This window comes from Grimontia sp. AD028 (assembly GCF_000973155.1).
GTDB lineage: Bacteria > Pseudomonadota > Gammaproteobacteria > Enterobacterales > Vibrionaceae > Enterovibrio > Enterovibrio indicus.
In genome coordinates, this window is record NZ_LASY01000067.1 from 1 (window position 1) to 21,469 (window position 21,469).

General features: G+C 47.8%; 21 protein-coding genes. 15 read left to right on the forward strand and 6 right to left on the reverse strand.

The annotated features are described in order from the left end of the window. Positions 1-214: 214 nt before the first annotated feature. On the reverse strand, positions 215-961 hold the full coding sequence (locus tag RN22_RS15240; protein WP_046305582.1) for a flagellar brake protein: 747 nt from the start codon (positions 959-961) through the stop codon (positions 215-217). Positions 962-1,459: 498 nt separating this feature from the next. Between RN22_RS15240 and RN22_RS15245 the strand changes: the two genes are divergently transcribed. Beyond that, positions 1,460-1,945, forward strand: a complete 486-nt coding sequence (locus tag RN22_RS15245; protein ID WP_231590910.1) for a hypothetical protein — start codon at positions 1,460-1,462, stop codon at positions 1,943-1,945. A gap of 76 nt (positions 1,946-2,021) precedes the next feature. After that, complete coding sequence (locus RN22_RS15250; RefSeq protein WP_046305583.1) at positions 2,022-3,473, forward strand: HD-GYP domain-containing protein; 1,452 nt, start codon at positions 2,022-2,024, stop codon at positions 3,471-3,473. On the opposite strand, the gene helD is transcribed toward RN22_RS15250, so the two are convergent. Next, positions 3,470-5,554 carry a DNA helicase IV gene (gene helD, locus RN22_RS15255; RefSeq protein WP_046305584.1) on the reverse strand — a complete coding sequence of 695 codons (2,085 nt, stop codon included), beginning with the start codon at positions 5,552-5,554 and terminating at the stop codon, positions 3,470-3,472. The genes RN22_RS15250 and helD overlap by 4 nt on opposite strands. Before the next feature lie 219 nt (positions 5,555-5,773). On the opposite strand from helD, the gene yccS reads away from it, so the two are divergent. From yccS to RN22_RS15285, 6 genes are all read left to right on the forward strand, one after another. Continuing rightward, positions 5,774-7,948, forward strand: a complete 2,175-nt coding sequence (yccS, locus tag RN22_RS15260; protein ID WP_046305585.1) for a YccS family putative transporter — start codon at positions 5,774-5,776, stop codon at positions 7,946-7,948. 157 nt (positions 7,949-8,105) lie between these two features. Next, the gene (locus RN22_RS15265; RefSeq protein ID WP_046305586.1) at positions 8,106-9,284 is read left to right on the forward strand and encodes a methyl-accepting chemotaxis protein; all 1,179 of its coding nucleotides are present in this window, start codon (positions 8,106-8,108) and stop codon (positions 9,282-9,284) included. A gap of 226 nt (positions 9,285-9,510) precedes the next feature. Beyond that, positions 9,511-9,876, forward strand: a complete 366-nt coding sequence (locus RN22_RS15270; RefSeq protein WP_046305587.1) for a hypothetical protein — start codon at positions 9,511-9,513, stop codon at positions 9,874-9,876. Between the two features lie 16 nt (positions 9,877-9,892). Further along, the gene (locus RN22_RS15275) at positions 9,893-10,087 is read left to right on the forward strand and encodes a hypothetical protein (RefSeq protein WP_046305588.1); all 195 of its coding nucleotides are present in this window, start codon (positions 9,893-9,895) and stop codon (positions 10,085-10,087) included. Positions 10,088-10,092: 5 nt separating this feature from the next. Further along, a complete protein-coding gene (gene sodN, locus RN22_RS15280) occupies positions 10,093-10,593 on the forward strand; it encodes a superoxide dismutase, Ni (RefSeq protein ID WP_046305589.1) in 501 nt (166 codons plus the stop codon). 23 nt (positions 10,594-10,616) lie between these two features. Beyond that, entirely contained in the window at positions 10,617-10,913 is a 297-nt protein-coding gene (locus tag RN22_RS15285; protein ID WP_046305590.1) for a S24/S26 family peptidase, read from the forward strand. Between the two features lie 29 nt (positions 10,914-10,942). Here the strand turns inward: RN22_RS15285 and RN22_RS15290 are convergent, their stop codons facing one another. From RN22_RS15290 to RN22_RS15300, 3 genes are all read right to left on the reverse strand, one after another. Beyond that, positions 10,943-11,473, reverse strand: a complete 531-nt coding sequence (locus RN22_RS15290) for a hypothetical protein (RefSeq protein WP_156168212.1) — start codon at positions 11,471-11,473, stop codon at positions 10,943-10,945. A 108-nt stretch (positions 11,474-11,581) separates the two neighbouring features. Next, positions 11,582-12,340: a hypothetical protein gene (locus RN22_RS15295; RefSeq protein WP_052737550.1), complete on the reverse strand. Its 759-nt coding sequence runs from the start codon at positions 12,338-12,340 to the stop codon at positions 11,582-11,584. A gap of 168 nt (positions 12,341-12,508) precedes the next feature. Beyond that, positions 12,509-13,078 (reverse strand): hypothetical protein, encoded by a 570-nt coding sequence (locus RN22_RS15300; RefSeq protein ID WP_046305592.1) that lies wholly within the window; start codon positions 13,076-13,078, stop codon positions 12,509-12,511. Between the two features lie 488 nt (positions 13,079-13,566). Here RN22_RS15300 and uvrB point away from each other — a divergent pair, with 488 nt between their 5' ends. From uvrB to RN22_RS15325, 5 genes are all read left to right on the forward strand, one after another. Then, the gene (uvrB, locus tag RN22_RS15305; RefSeq protein ID WP_046305593.1) at positions 13,567-15,549 is read left to right on the forward strand and encodes an excinuclease ABC subunit UvrB; all 1,983 of its coding nucleotides are present in this window, start codon (positions 13,567-13,569) and stop codon (positions 15,547-15,549) included. A gap of 147 nt (positions 15,550-15,696) precedes the next feature. Then, entirely contained in the window at positions 15,697-17,310 is a 1,614-nt protein-coding gene (locus tag RN22_RS15310) for a phosphoethanolamine transferase (protein ID WP_046305594.1), read from the forward strand. A 490-nt stretch (positions 17,311-17,800) separates the two neighbouring features. Next, positions 17,801-18,007, forward strand: coding sequence for a hypothetical protein (locus RN22_RS15315; protein WP_156168213.1), 207 nt, complete (start codon positions 17,801-17,803; stop codon positions 18,005-18,007). Positions 18,008-18,041: 34 nt separating this feature from the next. Next, the gene (locus tag RN22_RS15320) at positions 18,042-19,028 is read left to right on the forward strand and encodes a hypothetical protein (RefSeq protein ID WP_046305596.1); all 987 of its coding nucleotides are present in this window, start codon (positions 18,042-18,044) and stop codon (positions 19,026-19,028) included. A 9-nt stretch (positions 19,029-19,037) separates the two neighbouring features. Then, positions 19,038-19,220, forward strand: a complete 183-nt coding sequence (locus RN22_RS15325; protein ID WP_039850493.1) for a hypothetical protein — start codon at positions 19,038-19,040, stop codon at positions 19,218-19,220. Between the two features lie 168 nt (positions 19,221-19,388). Here RN22_RS15325 and RN22_RS15330 read toward each other — a convergent pair whose 3' ends face one another. Next, entirely contained in the window at positions 19,389-19,832 is a 444-nt protein-coding gene (locus RN22_RS15330; protein ID WP_046305597.1) for a VOC family protein, read from the reverse strand. Positions 19,833-20,136: 304 nt separating this feature from the next. Between RN22_RS15330 and RN22_RS15335 the strand changes: the two genes are divergently transcribed. Both RN22_RS15335 and RN22_RS15340 read left to right on the forward strand, forming a co-directional pair. Next, on the forward strand, positions 20,137-20,661 hold the full coding sequence (locus RN22_RS15335) for an RNA methyltransferase (protein WP_046305598.1): 525 nt from the start codon (positions 20,137-20,139) through the stop codon (positions 20,659-20,661). 540 nt (positions 20,662-21,201) lie between these two features. Further along, positions 21,202-21,444 carry a hypothetical protein gene (locus RN22_RS15340; RefSeq protein WP_046305599.1) on the forward strand — a complete coding sequence of 81 codons (243 nt, stop codon included), beginning with the start codon at positions 21,202-21,204 and terminating at the stop codon, positions 21,442-21,444. Positions 21,445-21,469: the final 25 nt, after the last annotated feature.

Here is a 21,469-nt window from a genome sequence, read left to right on the forward strand (position 1 = left end):
AGATGTGTATAAGAGACAGGCGTTTGTGGGGACTTTCTCCTGCGTTATCGGCTTCTCATGTAGGCCTGCTACACATCGAAGCCTCTGCCTTGAATAAAGCCCCCCACAAACTGCTGCAAAAATCATCACTAAAGGTCAACAGACCCTGGAGTTTCTTCGATTTCAGGCATTAAAAAACACCGCAGTTGCGGTGTTTTTACTAACCCTCGCCCAGCTAAGCACCCGGCGTCGGATCTTTTTTCGGGCTCTTGAACACGTATTTTGTCCCGTCGTAAATCAGGTTAGACAGCAACCGACGGCAGTTCGCCTTTCCGGGTTCATCAAAGACCATACCGTAATTCTGCTTACCCCGCTTTTTACGGCAGTTTTTCACGGCGCCACTCAAGGCGTAAGTGTCGCCATTGGAGCCGTTGATAACTTCCAACACAATTTTGGTGTCCACATCAAATTCTGGGGAAATGGCATCAAAACTAAAGCCACACCCACCGGATGAAACGTCGGTCAACACCACACGCAATTTGCGGTTTGAGAGCTGAATATCACCAGGAAGTTTAAGTTCATAGCGCACTTCATTACGCAGCAACACCAGTTTTGCTTGCTGCGGTACAGGGAAAACCAGAAGCTGAATAGGCCTGTACACCACATGTTCTATTCGCGTTCTGAAACGAACCAACGCCCCTTCACCTTGCTCAGAAATGCCTTCAATATCGACGTTGAAACCTTGCATGAAGAACTCTTCATATTCGGTCTTCTGAAGGCGAGGCATCGTGAAGAAGATATGTTGCTGGTCATCAAACCCAATAAAGTTGGATTTGAAGTTAAGACGTTGCCCCAATGGCGTCACAATCTCCAACGAAGCTTCGGTGCCATGTTGGATAAAATCCATGGCCTGAAGCCCCATAATGACGCGTTCTTTTTGTTTTGCCGGCGGCTTTTTCACTTGAGCCGAATTTGTGTTCATCTAACATCCTCGCCGGAAATGCTGCTCTGAATGGGATACCTTTTGCCGTTAACAGAAAGTGGCTTTGATGTTTTCTTGGAGGCACTTTCGGCAAACCCTGAGTGTTACGTGCTTGCTCTGCTATCGACTGAGCTTATTAAAACTGTTGGATATTTTTACAAAAAAATCACAACAAACGTTGGCTAAACAACTCATTGCATTAATAACTTATAGGCAAAAGAACACATTATTTCAAAGTGATAGTTACTGTTTCATAATTAATAAAACTATCATTTCACCTTGTTTATCCAAGGGTTTTCTGAACACTCACTCTCAAGAATAAAATTCACAATTGAAACTTTTTGTTTTCTTTTGTGACAGTGTCATCAAATAATTTCTCAAGAATCTCAGCATGTGACCGCTATTGGCATTAAGGGGCATTGTTCAAAATGTGTGCAATCCCAGCATCACATATCGACGATCGTTCACCTTGTTACGGCGACCATTGAGAGGTTTGTTATGGCTAATCGCTTAGTAAAAACAGTCTGCTTTTTCATGGGGATTCTCTTATCACCAAGTGCGTTAAGTGACCGCAGGGACAACACCTTCCCGGATTCGATTCAAATGAAGAATGCGCTCTTTGCTCTGGGGTTTGACGAACCGTGGAATGCAACAGAAGACGGAGAAAAGCAAACCCTGACCAACGGGGAGTTGTGGATTCGTGAAGGCAATTACTTTGCCGTGATGGCGGTACATGATGACAACGAGCAAGTCATGCAACTCTCGCTGATCAATAATCTTTCTGTCTGTGCGCAATTAGGTATTGCTGCAACAGGTGATTCTTCAAAATCGGTTTTCAGTGCTTTTAGCCATCTCACCGGACAAGCCTTAACCCAGCCAGAAACCACTGCTTTCAATCAGCACCGTGCTTTTCATTACCATGTGTTGATCACCGAAGCGATCGCAGAGAGAACCCTGATGCAATGTGGTGTTAAAAATCAATGAAATAAGTTCGCCGCCTTACGGGTCTCATTATTAAGACTAGAATTTTAGAGATACCGATATAAAGGCAAAGGGACTTATGACAGATACCACACACTATCAGTCGCCGACCCGCGCGGTGCTTCACTACGTCACCGCCGTGTTTATCTTCACGCTCTATGGCGCCAGAGTCTGCCCCTTTATCGATGCCTTGCCCACTGCCGTCCTCTTCATCCAAACCGCGACCGTGTTCATTCTGCTCTATTTTGCCCGTTTGATTATCCGCGCTGTAAAACATGACGAAGCGAGTCTGGCCACCAATGTGGGTTTATTTACGATTGTCGGGATTGGCTTTGCCGCCTGGTACTCGGCTCTTTACGATTTTCCTCTCGATAGCAATCTCAAGGTCATTTTCGGTATGGCCCTGCTGGGCATTGTGATTAATCTGGATTTGGCCATTTCCAACGCTCGCCACCTCTCCAAGCACAAGATTGATAAGAACCAAATGCCAGACAATATCAAACCGCTAGCGGGTCAAATCGGCTTGGGTGCCATGTTCCTCACCGTGATGGTCACCGTGCTACTGGGGCTGGTCGTGACGAAAGATTTGTTGTGGCTGGTTGAACACACTGAACATCAGGTCGACATTGCAGACATCGACAGCATCCTGAAAGAGTTCGTGTATGTTGCAGGCGTCGTTTTGGCATACATCGCTCTGATATCTTTTAACGGCAGCGCACTGATCAACGAACAACTCACCCGCCAGACCAACGCCATGACATCCGCGGCGTCCGGTAATTTCGATGAAAGAGTCCCTTTGAACCAGACCGGTGAGCTCAGCGTCATTGCCTACTACACCAATAAGATGTTTGGCGATCTCAAGAACAGTTATGACGAGATTAACCGCACCCGCGATGCCACCATTATCGGGCTTTCTACCTTAGCGGAAGTCCGTGACAACGAAACCGGCGCGCATATTCTTCGCACTCAGCATTACGTCAAAGCCCTGGCCGACGTGCTGAAACGCCAACCGAAATACTCGAGCTACCTGACCGAAGAAACCATCGACCTACTCTACAAATCAGCACCGCTGCACGATGTCGGTAAGGTGGGTATTCCGGATTCGATTCTGCTCAAACCCGGCAAGCTGACAGACGAAGAATTTTCCATCATGAAAACCCACGCGCAGCTTGGCGCAGATGCCCTCAGCATCACCGAGAAAAGTGGCGATGGCATTGCCTTCCTGCGCTTTGCCCGCGAGATTGCTGCCACCCACCATGAAAAATGGGACGGTTCAGGGTATCCAAAAGGTTTGTCCGGCGAAGAGATCCCCCTCTCAGGCAGGTTAATGGCGCTGGCAGATGTTTACGATGCACTGATTTCCAAGCGCGTCTACAAACCCGCTTTCAGCCATGATGAAGCCAAAGCCATCATTTTGGAGGGACGATGCACCCACTTCGACCCTGCTGTGGTGGATGCATTTCTGGCCTGTGAGCATACCTTTATCGATATTGCCCAGCAGTACAAAGACGAAGATGTGAAGGCGGCTTAAACCGCCTGCAGCACCTTCTTCGAAAGCTTAGACGTGACAGGATAACTTCCTTGCCATAGTTCTTTGGCAAATACCGATGTTTTTTCGGGATGCGAGAACACCCAGCATTCATGTCGTGCACGGGTCAAGGCAACGTAGAACAGGCGTCTTTCCTCCGCATGTTCCATTTCATCTGCCACTGACAGCAATGCAGATTCCAATCCTTCACCTGATGATTTGGCCGGAAACGTGCCGTCATCCACATCCAGAATAAAGCTGTAATCTGCTTCAAGACCTTTACTGCCGTGTGCCGTGACATAGCTGATGGAAAGACTCGGATACTGACTCTGCCACTCACCAAGAGATTCTGGTTTGTTGGCGTTATTACGCCCCATCAACAACAGGCTGGTTGGTTTGTCGCCAGCGGATTTTGCCAGTTTCTCCAATACCGACTCCACCGCATCCGAGGGCATCAAATGCACCGCTTTTTTCTTTTGCTCTCGTGCACTGTCGAGCGGTTTGCTGAGTTGCTGTGGGTCAACCTGAATAAAGGTATTGGCAACAGCGCCAATCTGAGAATTAAAGCGATAAGTGGTATCAAGATAACGAATCACACCAGAAGGAAAACGGCTCATAAAACCCGTGGTCAGGCTGACATCAGATCCCGCAAAGCGGTAAATGGCCTGCCAGTCATCCCCCACCGCAAACAGCGACGGCGCACGGTTTCGTTTACCGCCGCAAAGTGCTTCCAACAAAGCAAGGCGCGCTGGCGAAATGTCCTGATATTCGTCGACCATAATGTGATCGTATCGCGCCCCAAAAGCTTCGCTTTTCTTGGAAAGCAGCTTGGTGGCTTCTTTGATCAGGCTGTTAAAGTCGAAAGCCTTCTGTTCTTTCAGCGCCGCGAGGTAGCCTTTTAGCACTGGCTGAACCAATGCCAGTTCACTTTCGGCTTTTTCGTCGCCTTTAATCGATGCCTTAATCGCAGTTGCTGATTGGCTTTGTTGCGCCAGCAAATCCACCAGTCGCCACAGCCACCTTTGCAGCTTAGCCTCGTGAGCCTGTTCCACCAGCGGACGCTCTGCCGATACCCCCGGAATTGACCACTGCGCCAAATGCTTGAGCCAGCGCTTTTCAACCGTAGGCTGTGCGAAGTTTTCCGCCAGCCACAAGGTCATCCAACTGCGTTTGGCTTCTTCATCCGTCGCTATCGTTGCAATGTTAGCGTCCTGCCCAGAAATCTCTTTGATTGCCTTGAGCGCAAAGGCATGGAAGGTCGAGGTTTCCACGCCATTCAAACCCGCTTTCGCCAAACGCTCCGCCATTTCCTCGCTGGCTTTCTTACCAAACGCCAACATCAGAATACGCGAAGGTTCAGTTTGCTGGCTGGCAACCAAATACTGCGCCCGTGCCATCAGCACACTGGTTTTGCCCGAACCCGCACCCGCCAACAACAAGTTGTGGTTATCGTCCATCAACACCGCCTGACGCTGTGAATCATTCAACGGTGATGATTCCACCCCATCAAACCAGGTTGACCAACGCGCTAACTCTTCATCACGCCATGCAGTATTTCGGGCGTTGCGCTGCGCTTCACCGTTTTGCAGCCAGCCATAGAGTGATTGATAAAGCGCAGGATTGGCTGTCGCCATCACTTGCGGTAACACACCGCACCGCTCAAACACTTCCTGCGCTTTCACCTGCCACGCTTTCAAATCTTCAAATCGCAGAAACCCCGAGAAGTCGCGCAACTCATCACGCAGCGCAACCAATTCCGGCTCCACCAGCATGAACTTGTTCTGTTGCTTACCCAGCCACGCTTGATAGTGCTCAGAGAGTGTCTCAGCAAACTCATGCACCTGATTCCAGGGCAAACCATAAACCGTGATTTTCTGTGCGGGCCGATCTGCAGGAGAAACAATGAAAGTCAGTCGCCCCCAAACCAGACCGCGAGACACGCGGCACTGTCCATCCCAAATGGAAAAAGGGACGGTTTGCGTCATTTGTTTGGATTCAAAAACCAGTTGGTTTTCGTCCAGCGCGATACTGTAGTGATCGCCCTGTACAAACCACTGAGCCAGATTGGAGGCGGAGAGTTTCATGGTTGGATTCTATTTTCCTGTCTATATGTACAGCATATCAATTTCAGGTGTTATTTATAGCCCAACAACGCAAAGAGTTTAGATAGATGAATGAAAATCAAGCAAAAGGACGCTTTCCCTGTCTTGTCCAAGCGAAATAGTCTTCCTTTTTGATCTCGTCCCTTGGATGACACCTTTAATCTGCTATCTTAGCCACACTTGCCTTAACGCTGCATTGAAATGATTTCAAAGAAAACTTCTCTTACATTCAGGGAATACTGGGCCAACAGCCGCATTAACTACAGCGTCCGCGTGTTTATCGCTCTCGTTGGTGTTGCCCTTCCTTGTTGGTGGTATGGCGCCTCAGAAGCGATCACACCACTGGTTCTTGGCATTATTGCCTCTGCACTGGCAGAAACAGACGACAACTTCTCCGGCAGACTCTCTGCGCTGCTCACCACCCTTTTCTGTTTCGCCGTCGCCACCTTCTCCATTGAGCTGCTTTTTGATTACCCATGGTGGTTTGTTACCGGTCTCATGACCTCAACCTTCGGTTTTATCATGTTGGGCGCGATAGGTGCGCGGTATGCCAGCATTGCATTTGCATCCTTGCTTATTGCTGTTTACACCATGCTCGGCGCGCACGAGTCACAAAACCTTTGGTATCAACCTTCACTTCTGCTGGCAGGTGCAGCGCTTTACGGCGTTATTTCACTGATTTGGCTGCTGCTGTGGCCGCACCAGCCGGTACAACAAAGCCTCGCTGCATTGTTTAAATCCCTTTCCGGTTATCTCGACCAGAAATCAGAGATGTTCCACCCAAGTAGAGATTTAAAACCACAGCCATTGCGTCTGCGTGATGCAAAAGAAAATGCGCTGGTTGTCACCGCGCTAAACACAGCCAAAGCCGCGCTGCTAAACCGTGTTCGTGGCGGCAGACTGAGCGACAGCAACCGCCAATACCTCAAGATTTACTTTCTGGCGCAAGACATTCACGAGCGCGCCAACTCCTCGCACTACCGCTATCAGGAACTGGCAGAAGTCTTCTTCCACAGTGATGTCATGTTCCGCCTGCAGCGTCTTTTGCACCTGCAATCCAAAGCGTGTTTGGAAGTTTCTCAATGTCTGACTCTTGGACAGCCTTACCGACACGGTGAAGAGAGCGTAAAAGCGCTGGATGAATTGAACGAATCCCTGCTGTATGTGAAAGCGCAGAACAATCCAGAATGGACACCATTACTGCCGCAGCTCGATTTCCTGTTCCGAAACTTAGCGACCGTAGAGCGCCAGCTTTCCAACGTCAGCAACCCGGATGCCACACAAAGCGATGAAGACAAAGAGATCGCCGATTCAGATGCGCACGGCTTCCGTGACAAGCTTTCGCGCATTCGCGCCCAGTTAACACCGAAATCTCTGCTGTTCCGTCATGGTGTGCGTTTGAGCCTCGCTTTGGCGGTCGGTTACGGCATTATTCAAGGCTTTGACCTCACCCGAGGCTACTGGATTTTGCTGACTATCCTGTTTGTCTGTCAGGCCAATTACTCCGCCACGCGTAGCAAGCTGACAGAACGTATTTCAGGCACTTTGATAGGTTTGTTGGTGGGTTTGCCGCTGCTGACTCTGTTCCCGGATTTGACCGGACAACTGGTATTAATGGTGCTGTTCGGCGTGCTGTTCTTTGCGTTCCGAACCACCCATTACGCCGCCGCCACCGCGTTTATTACCCTGCTGGTATTGATGTGTTTTAACCAGTTGGGTGAAGGCTACGCCGTGATACTGCCGCGCCTTGGCGATACCTTAGTTGGCTGCGCCCTTTCCGTGTTGGCAGTACGTTTTGTGTTGCCGGATTGGCAGGCTCACCGACTGCGCGGGATCATGAAAGATTCTGTTGCGGCTAACCGAGATTATCTGGCGCAGATTATTGGCCAATACCGCATTGGTAAGCGTGACAACATGGCTTACCGTGTCGCCCGTCGTGAAGCGCACAATGGTGATGCCCAGCTTACGACCGCTATCAGTAACATGCTGGCGGAACCTGGCCGGTATCGCACAGCCACTGATGAAAGTTTCCGATTCCTTTGCCTGAACCACGCCATGCTGAGTTATATCTCTGCACTGGGCGCACACCGCATGCAAATGGACGACGACAGCATTCACGAGTTGGTTTCCAAAGCGCACCGTGGCATTCACGAAGAACTGGATTGTCTGGTGTCGAAGCTTTCAGGCGAATCGTTCGAGAAAACGCCGTTTCTTGATGAAGCGCTAGGCAAGCACCTTGAACGCTGGCGTGAAGAAGAAAGCAGCTCTGCCCGTATGGTGCTGCAACAGCTGCATTTGATTCACCGCATCATGCCGGAAATGCACAAACTGACCGATGAACTGGCGAAGAAAGCGTTAAAGAGTTCGAAGTCCTGATTCGGCTCTCAGATGACAAAAACACCTATTTTGAAGGCCTTAAAATGCTCAACTACACTGAGATAAGTTTGCGTCTCAAAAATGAGCCTCACCTGAGAACAGATAGTAAAGGGGAGCTCAATAACATGAGATACGCCAGTTGTGTTGAGGAAGGTCTATGTCATCAAAAAACGGCTTTAAATCGCTATTTACAAGAATGAGGCTCATCCACTGGGTGGGTATTTTGCTTCTTCTCGTCAACGCTCTACTGTTAACCGAAAATACCTATTCTGTCATTATCCAGCTCGTCCTTGTCGGTGTTCTGCTCATCCATGATATTGATGAGAAAAAATGGGGTGTCGACTCTCTGGAACAAACGAAGGAATACCTGAAAAACTTCGAGCGAAATGACCTCAGTGTCAAAAACGAAGTGAAATCCTCACTGAACAGTGAAATGACCGACTTTCTGCGTGTCATAGAAAACTTCAGAATCAATATCCGCAACACACTTCAAGCTATTGATGAATCGTCAGTCGAATCAAAAACACTGTCTGACTCAATGTTTATGAAAGTGAAGAATATCAATGCAGACCTTTTAGAGCAGGACCAAAACTACGAAGTTGCCAGTACCAACCTCTCCTCTTTGAGTTCATTCTCTACTTCTATGGTACAAACCCTCAAAGAGACAGCCTCTTCCACCGAGCAAGTAAGAGGTGATTTGGTGGATATAAGCACTAAAAATATGTCATCGCTTCAGCAATTAGATAACTACGCCAATAGCGTTGAACAGATGTACATGTCGTTTACTGAGCTGAAAGCGCAGGCAGAGTCTATTGAAAAATTTGTTGAGGTCATTAAGTCCATCTCGGAGCAAACTAACCTCTTGTCTCTGAATGCAGCGATAGAAGCAGCCCGCGCCGGTGACCAAGGACGCGGATTTGCCGTTGTTGCAGATGAAGTGCGTCAACTGGCTTTATCGACGCAAGACAGTCTGGGAGACATCACCAAGATCGTCGGAGAAATTCGTAATTCGGTGGTGCAAATCAGTGAGCGACTGACCGCGCAGAAACAAGAGCTGTTAGACATCATCTCTCATTACCAAAGCTCCAACCAAACGGTGGAAGAAGCGGTGGTTTCTATTGAAAAAGTGGTCTCACTGATTTCGGCAGAGGACAATAGCAGCGGGCTCGATCAACTCATCAACCAAATCGAGCACTTAAATACATCGATGTTGAACATCAAAGCTTCAAAAGACTCCATCGTGACGCTCAGTGAGCAGATCAGGGGAGATAACGAAAATCTCGTCAATTCAAATGAAGTGTTAAAGCAACGCGTTGGTCAGTTCACACTGAATTAGCCGCTCCCGCACCGCTTTCATAGACCGCATTAAAAGCTAACACCCCGGCAATCTGCTTGCCGGGGTGTGTTGTTTTTGTCTGTTTCATCGAATCATCCACTCTCGAATCTGCATCACATTTCGGGCATTCCAATTACTCTCTCTTTGGAACTGTCTTTACTTTCCACCCAAATCGATAATAATTATCACTTGCGAATAGTTATCATTATGATTGAGGCGCAGTGATATGGATGATTGGAGAAACTTGATATTGGCGGGGAACCAATACTTCGCCATTGATGAGATGGAGCATGCTGAAGACAACTACTTCGATGCCCTCACCTTGCTGGATGAGAACAGCGAGTCTCTGTTCACAGACCGCGAAAAGCTCTCAGCCTGGCTGGCCTGTCATCACAACCTCGCCACCGTTTACAAGCAATCAGATCAATCTGAGCTCGCCCGATTCCACCTTGAATCGCCGCTGGAAATCATCGAAGTCCAGTTGAAAAAGGCCTCACCGGACCACCAGCATTTTGTTGAGCTTCTAAAAGCTTATTCAGCCGGACTCAGTGAATTGGTCGTGTTTAAACAAACTGCCCAACGCGCTGCCTGAGCGGCCGGAGGAAACCATGTTCAAGAACTTCACACTGCTTGCCCTTCTGTTTCTGTTCAGCACAGAAGCGCTCGCCCACAAAGGCCACGATCACGCGCATTGGACAGCCGATTTCATTCACTTTCTGTGGCTAATGCCAATCCTGTTTGGCTGTGCGCTCATCATCTTTGCGATTACTTATCTGGATAAGAAATCCAAGTCACGGAGATAACCACCATGCTTCATTCTCTGATGGAACGCCTCGACCACACATTCTCTTTCGGCAGAGTTTCTGCCCACTGCGATATTCCCTGCAAAATCTACGATCCGGTTCATGCGCAAATCGCCGTTCTGACGATGATCCGTATGATTGACCTGCTCAACGAGTTGCCAGAGCAAGGTCTGACTAAGCAACAGAAAGCGACGTTTGCCCGCCTGATTGAACAGAAAGAAGAGCACGGTAAAAAGCTGAAAGAAGAAGTTCGGATTATCTGGGGAGATTATTTCAAGCAGCCACAGCTTGACCAGTTTCCGGAAATCCACTCCCTGACCCATGAAATCATGATGCTGGCGTCAGTGGTTAAGCAGGAATCAGACAAGGACGCGGCACTGAAACTGTTGGATAAAGTGAACCGCTTTGCAGAGATATTCTGGGCAACCAAAGGCGTGAAAACCTATACGGCAGACTGTCCCTATCTCCCCGAGTTGCCAACTTTGTATCCTGACCTCAAGCCCTAAATGCCTAAAGCGAAACCTTTGAGATGCTGAAGATCATGCGTATTGCGGGCTCCTCAATGAGCCCGACACTCAACACAGACGATTACGTGATCGCCATCCGCCAACCCAAATGGTGGCCGAAGAAACGCGATCAAATATACCTGTTCGACCACCCAAGCATGGGGTGGATAGTGAAAAGGTTTCAGAAAACCACACTCGGCAGTTTCTTCACATTCCGTGGTGAACACCCGTTCAGCATCACAGAAGAAGCTATTGGCCCTATCGACAATCAATTACCGCTGTATCGTCTAGTCTTGGCGATTAAAGCAGAAGAACCCTAAGCCACCTTAGCTAACCAACGCCGTCCGCATTAAAACTCCAATACCCTGTTAAACACATAACGGACATATCCATCGCGCAACACTGTACCGCGGGAAACAAATTCCACTGTCCAAAGCGGATAACTTCTCGATTTCAGCCCCAGCGAGTCAACAAACTCCATCGCTTCTGATTGGGTGAACTCAACCTCTTTAGGGAACATATCTCCAACGTCCTCTGTCGACTGATCCTCGGGCGCTTCGACACGACAGTGGAAGACGGTATTGATGGGTTCAGGCTTGTATCGGAGAAATTTAGCGTAGAGCTTGGGATGACTTTTGATGTAAAGATCCAAGTCGTGTTCAGCCTCCCCTTTTACAGGGAATAATGAGTTGGGAGAAAAGAATTCCTGAGTAAATGCTGCCTTGCCCGTATCGTCGATAAACCGCTTCGCGAATACTAGCGTTTTATCTTCAAGTGCTTTGCGTGAAGGGCTGAACGCCTTAAAAAGCTCAATACGGTAGATCTGCCAAACACCAGATTGCGTGGTGAACACCCAATCGCCAGTTTTAAATTCAAACATCCATACCTCTCTGGCTGTTTTTTCCAGCGCAAAATCCATTGTTCGTCATGCTCTCATTGCCGCTTCTATCAATACGACACGCTCAGCATTACCTTCGACAATCTGTCGTTATTCTTCCCGCGGTTCTTCAGGTGAAGGCATTGAAGGGTCTTCACCTGTAATATCCTGATAGGCGAACGAGAGCGCGATAACCGCCAAAACCGTTACATAGGAAATCATGAGGTTGGTTGCCAGAATGGCATACAGGGGAGAATTTTCAGGCGCGGTATAGGCAATCAGCGCTGTGATGGGAATAAACACAATGCCAAAGATAAAAGGAGCAATCACCACCACGCCGATCATCAGCCAGGTTTTTTGCACCGTTTGCGCCCAGGCATAAGGAAAAGAGACACCTTTCCCCATCGCAATCGCGGGGAACACCAAGCTAAGTCGACACCCGAAGACCAAGCTGATAATCAACAGGAAAATGAACAGCGAGCCTATCCAATTCATCGCAAAGGCCATGAGCAAATACGCGACACCAAGTCCCATATAATGCAGCCAAAACCAGATTTCGATTTTGCCGAAGGTAAAGCGCCCAAAGGTCGGCACAGAATCCGGCCCCATTAACACAACCCGATGCACGTTTACCGCGAGAATGGTACTGAGCACACTCCACAAGAAGTAGTCGACCCACACCATCCATTCACTGTCAGAAGAAAACGCAGCCACTTCCAGTGCGGCCGTCAGAAGAATGGGGATGAGAGTGACGCGAAACAGCAACCCCTTGTAGCTATATGCAAAGTTAAACGCTGAGGAAAGAATGTTTCCGAACATCGCCAAATCCTTTTCAATCCATTGAACCCACTCGCCATAGAAGCGAGTCACTGCATCCTTTCACCAAACTATCGCAATTCTCCTTACAACTATCGTTCAAAACTAAGACGCGATGGAGAAAATTGATAAGCAGGAATCCGTCATAGGAAGAGGTTTTGCGCGAGAAGCCTTCCCTAGGTAAGCCCCTAGAGAAGGCGAAAAGAAAGTGGCGGAAAATGCCTAGTAAAGAATCACATCAGAGTCGCTGGCTCGGGGAGAACTCACCTGCCCACCAGCACTTGGGTCAAGGTCAACTTGCAGCGTCACTTCCTCACGCAGTGGGCGCACAAACGTCGCATTCACGCCGACAAAGGAATAAGTGCCAGCAGGGAAAACACCGCCATTGCCGATGTAGGTAAAAGTGTGGAGACCACCGACCGAGCTGTATGTCCAATCCGCATTACTCACGTTGCGACCATTTAAACTCATCAATGTTGGATCATACTCCACCCCAAAGTAATCGCCTGACGGAAGGGTAAATTTCACCGGATGGACGCCATTGCTATCGACGCCATTAATTTCGCCGACGAACACCACAAAGCTCATGTCGCCGACATCCTGACCCGCAAAGTTACTCGATCCGGTTATGATGCTCGTGACATAGCTCGGCGGGTTAAACGTCAAGAAAGGGAGTTTTTCTTCAGCGCTGGCCGCATGGCTAAACAGGATAGACAGAGAAAAAACTGCCGCCAAGACACCGGAACTTTTCATGGTTTTTAACGATTGGGTAAAGCTCGAAAACGGACGCATACTCATACCTCTTTGCAATGCAGAGAATGCAAACAGGTAAAAGTGAAATATTGGCCTGCATTCCCGCATGAATCAGATACACAACCGGCGAATCCGGCTGCGCTCGATACATTGAAGCGTTGGCAGACTGACTGTCATTCCTACGTCTAGGGCGCCGCATTCATCCGAAAACGGTTCCCTAATCTGACCTCACCAAGTGTTCAATCAGTAAATAAGCTAATGAAGGAAAACAGGAATGGAAAGGTAATCAGGCAGGCATTGATAGGCGGATACATCAATTCAAACACTGACTACATATCTAAGATATTTATACGTGGAGGTACAAAAATCTGAGCGGCTTTGCCAGAAATCACACGTCAGACAATCCACACCCCGAACAAACACCCTTTCCAATCAACATTCCCAAACCTAGAACGCTATGCGGTTTGACAGGTCCCTGCACACCACCCTTTACTTGATGATTACCTTTTTTGACTAAGGAATCAGGCATGGGTCAGGAAACCTTTTTGCTTCACTCAAAGAACGCACCGGCCGGTGATCAGCCGGAAGCCATTGCCAAGCTCATCGCCGGCATTGAGGAAGGGAAAACCCACCAAACACTCCAAGGAGTCACAGGGTCTGGCAAGACATTCACCATGGCAAACATTATTCACCGTTTGCAGCGCCCTACTCTTATCCTTGCCCATAACAAGACACTGGCTGCGCAGCTCTACCATGAAATGTTGGCCTTCTTTCCAAAAAACGCGGTGGAGTATTTCGTCTCCTATTACGATTACTATCAGCCAGAAGTCTACATTCCGGGCAGTAACCGATTTATCAGAAAAGACTCCGCCATCAACGCACAGCTTGAGCGGCTTCGGCTTTCCACCACCAAAGCGCTGATTGAGCGAAAAGACGTGATAGTGGTGGCGTCAGTTTCTTCCGTTTATGGCTTAGGTTCACCAGATGACTACCGCGCGCTCCAGATCCCGCTTCAACCCGGAGACCGGTTGAACCTCACAACACTGGAGAACCAGTTAGCCAAACTTCACTACGAGCCCGGCGGTGAGCCTCTCTCTCGTGGGAGTTACCGCATCAGTCCGCATAAAGTAGATATCTTCCCGGCAGATTCTGAAAAAGATGCGATAGTGGTGATGCTCGACAATGCCCAAACCATCACTCAACTGCTGAGAGTGGACAACGCCACGGGCGAAATTCTGGGTGACCTGGAACATTACCGTGTCTCACCAAAGACCCTCTATTCCACCTCGCCGGAACAAATCGCCCGCGCCTGCAAAGCGATAGAAGCCGAGCTTGAACAACGCACTGACGAACTCAGTCGAAACCATCAAGTCGCTGAAGCAGCAAGACTTTATGAGCGCACCACAAGAGATTTGGAGATGCTGCGTTTGCAAGGTTACTGCGGGGGGATTGAAAACTACGCATCGTATCTGACTGGCCGAGACCCCAGCCTGCCGCCTACCACCCTGATGGACTATCTCCCCAAGGGTGGCCTGCTGTTTATTGATGAATCCCATGTCATGGTGCCGCAGATACACGCCATGTACAAAGGAGATCAAAGCCGTAAAGATACGCTGATTGATTACGGCTTTCGCCTGCCTTCGGCCAAATTCAACCGCCCACTCGCCTTTGAAGAGTTTGAGAAGATAAAACCACAGACCATTTTTGTCTCCGCGACACCCGGCGACTATGAAGTAAAACGCTCCGGTGGTGTCGTTGTCGATCAAGTGATCCGCCCAACTGGACTGCTGGATCCTGAAATCGAGATAGTGCCATTGGCACAGACTCAGGAAGACCTGCTGCGCCGCATTCGAAGCTGTATTGAACGCAAAGAGCGGGTATTAGTGACTACCCTCAGTAAGCGGAGTGCAGAAGCCCTTTATCAGCAATACACAGATGAGGGGATTCGCTGCCAGTACATACACAGTGACGTTAAAACCGAAGAGCGCGTAGAGATTATTCGCCAGCTGCGACGCGGCGAATTGGATGTGCTGATTGGTATCAACCTACTGAGAGAGGGACTGGATATTCCGGAAGCGTCTTTGGTTGCAATACTCGAAGCGGATCATGCCGGCTTTCTGCGTTCCACAGAGGCGCTCATCCAAATCATTGGCCGCGCGGCCCGCAATGCCAATGGTAAAGCCGTGCTCTATGCCGACAAAATCACCCCAGCCATGAAAAGCGCGATGGATGAATCCAACCGCCGCCGGGCAAAACAGATCGCCTATAACGAAGCACATCAACTGCAGCCTAAGAGCTCAAACCGGACGATTGACCCGACAATCAACGCCCCCATGGAAAACAAAGACCCGTCCATGTGCGCCACGCTTGAAGAGCTTTGCCATCGCATCACACACACTGAGCGAGAACTGTTCAGGCTTTGCTCGGAAAAAAATGCAGAAAAACGTGCTGACACCGATGCGCTGCGACAAGAGCTTGATGCCCTGTATCGACAATATATTTTTATGTAGCGGCACAGCTCGTTTTAAGCATGGATAAATAAGCAAGGAACAGACCCACTGATAACGCTGGGTGGCTGTTCCTTTTAACCTTACGTTTAAACCATGACTGTGCAAGAATAGCCACCTATGTGATATGCCTCTCATTTTGGTACCCGTATGAAGCGCCAGATCCCTCTCTTTCTCTTCACGCTGATCGTCGCACTCTTCTTTGCGTCGGCGCAAAATATCGCGCTCTGGCAGCATCTAGTCAGCATATTGAATCCCAGCATTCATGCCGACTCAGGCTTTCTCTTTTCTATTCCTATTCTTATCACCATGCTGTGCTTTGTGCTGTTTGCCTTGCTGATTTGGCCGTGGATATACAAACCTTTGTTGATTGCGCTGCTGCTCTTTTCTACGCTCGCCTCATATGCCATGGTCTCGTATGGGCAGTATTTCAACTACAGCATGATTGTTAACGTCTTTGAGACCAACCAAAGCGAAGCAACCAGCTATCTTTCCTTCTCGCTGCTCTTCTGGCTGGTGTGTCTGTTTGTCATTCCCGCCAGTATCGTCGCCAAAGCAAACGTGCGATTCCCCGCATCAGTCAAGTCACTGCTGCTTCAAAAGCTGGGAATGCTGATTGTCGCCATTGCTGTCACTGGGGTTATCGCTTCCCTCTATTACAAAGACTATGCTGCACTTGTCAGGAACAACAGCGAAATCAAAGCGCTGATCAACCCGACGAATTACCTCAGTGCGTCATTCCGGTATGCCAAATACCGACTCTATGAGAAAGACATCCCCTTCCAGACAATCGGGACCGATGCCAAAGACACCCGAAACACAGGCACACCCAATGTGATTGTGCTGGTCGTGGGCGAAACATCGCGCGCCATGAACTACTCGCTCAATGGTTACGAAAGAAATACCAATCCGAGGCTATCAAAAGAAAACGTGATCAGTTTTCAGCACGTGACCTCATGCGGAACCGCCACGGCGGTGTCGGTTCCCTGCATGTTTTCCATCATGACCCATGACACGTACAACGCGACCACAGCCAGACATCAGGAAGGCGTTTTGGATGTGTTAAAACACGCGAAGGTGAATGTCAGTTGGATTGATAATGATGGCGGGTGCAAAGGGGTTTGCGATCGAATTGAACACCTGAGCATTGATCCCAACTCCTTTAAAGAGGATTGCGCTCACGGCAGTTGCTATGACAGCGTATTGCTCAATGGCCTCGCCGACAGAGTGAAAAATGCCAAGGGAGACACAGTGATTGTCTTGCACCTGATAGGCAGCCACGGCCCAACCTACTTTGAGCGTTATACGCCTGAATTCCGCGTCTTCACACCAACCTGTGACACGGCAGATATTCAAAACTGCAGCCGTCAGCAAGTGCTGAATACCTATGACAACACCATTGTTTATACCGATTACGTGCTCAGTCAGGTGATTGATATTTTAGATAAATATGACAACTCCCATCAAACCGCCATGTTGTATTTATCCGATCATGGGGAGTCACTGGGTGAAGACGGTATCTTTCTGCACGGACTACCCTATGGCATTGCGCCGGAAGAGCAAACATCCGTCCCGATGATTCTTTGGATGTCACCTTCTTTCCAAAACGGCCATAAGGTCAATCAAACCTGCTTGAAACAGAACGCCAAAGACATCTCCTACTCTCAGGACAACCTGTTCCACACACTGCTCGGAATGGCATCAGTATCGACTGGGGCTTATCAGCCAAGCTTGGATATGCTGCATCAATGCATGAGGCTATGATGAATTGTGCATTTTCACCACGCACACTAAAAAGCACCTATGACGATGAAATAAAGATCTCATGCTTTTTATTGCGACATGCCTAAGGTCTGTTGATCGTTGATGGTTGAATTTACTTCAAGCCATAAGCGCTATCGGTGAGGTGAATTTAAACTTGTTCTACCCGGCATCTGAGCTCTACTACCAAATATAAAATCTTACTAATACTCTCTTTATTTCCTTCAAACCCAATTAAAAATAAAGATACCGTATGGCAGCATATATTCACTCAATCAAGCAGTAGCACGCCATTATTGGCACCGTCAATGAATTGTTTAAAAATTAGACAATCATCACTATTATCCCCTGATATATATGACAGTATAAAATTAAAGCTTTGGAATATTCAGTCGGAGTCAGCATTGCTTATATTTATCAATATAAACGTATGAAGAGATTATTATTTTTTGCTGTTCTTCTCATTACAACTCAGGCTTGCACGGTAACTTACGTGCAAGAAGATGGGAGTAAACGAATAATTGGTTTCGCTGACATCGTTATAGAAGAGCCTAAAGACAAGGCTATACACAAAACATCAGTGAAAAACATAGGCATTACCATTTTTAACTCGGCTTTGATGGGTGGTATTGGAGTAGGGTATACCGAGGAGTCGATCGTTGCTGTTGGTGATAATACCTGCGTTCTTATAGAAGAATAATGAACATAATCATTAATTTATGTAAGGCGGCAACATGAAAAAGAACATATTGATCTTTTTAGTCACCCTCAATTTAGCAGCATGTGCCACATCAAATAGCGTAATGTTCTACACAAAAACATCTATCAGCATACTGGATGCCGATACTGCTCCGGTTGGTGTGAGCATTGGTTATGAGCGTGATGAAGGCTTTATCGGACCAAGATACGAGAATGGCGCAGTCCCACCTGTCATTGCTTCCGTTGAATCAAACGCTGAAATCATAAACCCTACCGTTAGCGAGCTTTATGCCACAGGAGGGGCAGCCATAGCAGCAACAGACGACAATTATCAACCTTCCTCCTCACCACCTTTAAGTGGTAATAAAGAACTAATGTTTTTTGGTACGTCTACCTCATTGGGGCTTTCTGTTAACGCACTTAATAACGTGCCTAACAGTATTTCAATCGGATACAAAAGAAAAACACTCAGCTATATTCCACTTGGAACTGACCCCCAAGAAAAAGTTGATACCTATCCATCAGTTTTCGCATCAATAGAAACCAATATCCAAACAATCGAAAAAGATGGCTCCTACAGCCAATTAACACCCTCTGTAAAGAACAAGCAGTATATCGCCACTGGGGTATCTGCCGAAAACATTGCTAATAAGCTAAAAGGTAAGTTCATCGAACGTGCCAATAATCCTTTCAATCAATCCGCTTTGTCCGCCTCTCTACTCGCTTGTTACTTTGGGGTTAAAAACGAACAAAAACTAAGCGTATGGAGAGATGCCGATCACTTCGATCTTTATCACGAGGCGGAGGACAAGAAAGGAACCACGTTAAAAGACCTTGAGAAATTACATGGTGAAAACGAGATCGATAAGGCGGATAGAATTTATTCCAGCCTAGTTATTATAAACATCGAACAAGGTTTAAATCAGAGAAACAAAGACGGTGAGAAGCCAGACATAGAGCGAGCCAAAAATCTTGCTCGCCACAAAGATGCCGTTTGTATGCTTTCTAGAGGAAATACATGAGGATAGCCCATGACTAAAACAGTGAGATGCGTTGACTGTGATACCGCTAAGGCGGAGATTGAAGAGTCAGGTGTTTTGGAAGTAGTTAGCTGCAATCCCATTCGAACTTTTGATGAAAGCGGTAACGAAGTGATTCAAGTTGACGAAAATGGATATGAGCTATGCGAATTGGAATTCAAAGTTAAAATCTGACCTTTCGCCTGCCATCTGAAAACATGTCCAAATAACATTGGGTGTACCGATAAGAACGAATAACTGCACTTAAAAGAATGTTGGGAGCCGCTCAATAAGCGTTGCCAATAATCACAATCCTAAGTGCAGTGGCTCGTTACTGCGCTTGTTAAGGCGTCAGCTTCAACATTAGACTTGAGGGAAGCCAAGAGGTGCGGGATTGAACTGGTCAAGCTGACACCTCAGCTCCACCACATTTCCCTCTGGGTCTTCAAGATAGATGGAATTACCATAACCTTGCGCGCCATATCGGCTGGCAAAGTCTTCATAGGCAATCCCGTGTGCGTCGAGGTGGTCGAGAATGCTTTGTTCAGACACCGCTTTAATCTGAAGACAGAAATGATCCACGTTGCGCTCTGATTGCGTGGGCGCGCCGCCGCCCATCTTACCCAGCCTGCTGTCCACCACCACGATATCGATCAATGCATTGCCCGCGCGCAATTGCGTTAAGCCGGTTTCCGGTGGGGTTTCGCGTTCAATCGAACACCCCAACACTTCGGTATAAAACCGCAACATCTCTTCCAGTTTGGTGGTTCGCAAAACAATGTGGTCGATGGCCAACACTTGGATCATCGTACAGCTCCTTTCGATATTGAGTGACAGCTCATTAATCATAGGAAATCGCCCTGCCCTCACAACTTAGCCAGACCATGATGCGATGCGGACTTCACAATCACTGTGCCTGTTGCAGAGTCTGTAGCACGCCTTTTTGTCATCCTGCCAGATCGTAACTTTTGGTAACGATATTTGGCTTAGCTTGGCCTGGCTTGGATTAATCACGGATTAACCCTCATCGCCATCCTTCTCGAATATTTGCTAGAATGCTGCCCTTTCAGACTTTACCAGCAATACAAACTTGCACAGAGAGATGCATTCCATGACAGAACCGCGCGTAATCATTGGCCTATTTAACCCAAAAAGCCCAACCAATGTGGGAGGCGTGATGCGTGCCGCCGGATGCTATCAGGCAGACAGTGTCGTCTATACCGGTACGCGATATGACCGGGCAGCCAAGTTCTACACAGACACCCAAGACGCGATGGAAACCATTCCCCTGACTAATGTCGAATGTCTGGTGGATGACCTGCCGTCTGACATGAAAGTGGTGTGTGTGGAATTGGCCGTCGGCGCGACGCCGCTTCCGCATTTTGAGCACCCAGAGAAGGCAATTTACATCTTTGGCCCAGAAGACCACTCTCTGCCTCAAGCGGTGGCAGACAAAGCGGATCACGTTGTGTATGTGCCAACCATTGGATGCATGAACCTCGCCGCGACGGTCAACGTGGTGCTGTATGACCGTCTTTCAAAGGCTGAAACCTCACTCGCTGGCGATGACTTGATTCGCCAAAGCCGCGATAGCCGCAATCGCCTGACTGTAAAAGCGTCCCCCGAAACGGCGTAAACCGCTCTCCCAGATACCAATAAGGCCGTCACAAGACGGCCTTTCTTTTGCCCTTCATTCCTTCCCTTTCCAAGGGGAAGGCTAGGATGGGTTTTGGCTCTTATGCCCTCACCTGCTTATGCCTTTCCTGAATCAATCTCTCATTATGCAACTTGTTGGTTTTATTGATAGAAGTCGCAATTTTTGTACGGGCTTATAGATAAAATATCGCCCATGTTTATGTACATGGGTCCGAAAAGTGTTTGGGTCCTGAGGCAGATAGGAGCAATTTGCTTTCTGAGAGTTTGGCATTTGGCATTGCAAATCGATATTGCCTCAAAGTGAATCAGCATTCTGAATATCTTAATGCTTGAATTGCCTCCCAAAGACCAAGTTTTTCTCATGAAGAATAGCTGTATAAATTTTTAGTAGAGTGCATATAGTGGAGATTTTCACAAGTGTTTGCGAACTATTCGGGTATCTAGCTTTTTGACTAAACGAGCAAGTTGAACCGCTAATAAGTTGTTAATGCTTTACGTTTATTAGGAACATGTGGAAATAATGAACATTAAAGAGTTGGAAAAAAGAATGGCAATTTTTTCGACGCCATTGGATTTAGATAAATATATTGATGATGGAGTAATTAGCCGTTATAAAAACACAAAGACTCAGTTTGTAATCCATTGTAGAAAAGATGAATTACCCGAAGAAATCAATGCTCGCACAAAAGGACTAAAGTTAATACAAAATAAAACTAATGGAAATACTTTAGTCTTAGAATTGGACTTAAAAGTAAGAAAATAGCAAAGGCCATAAAAGAGAATTAAGA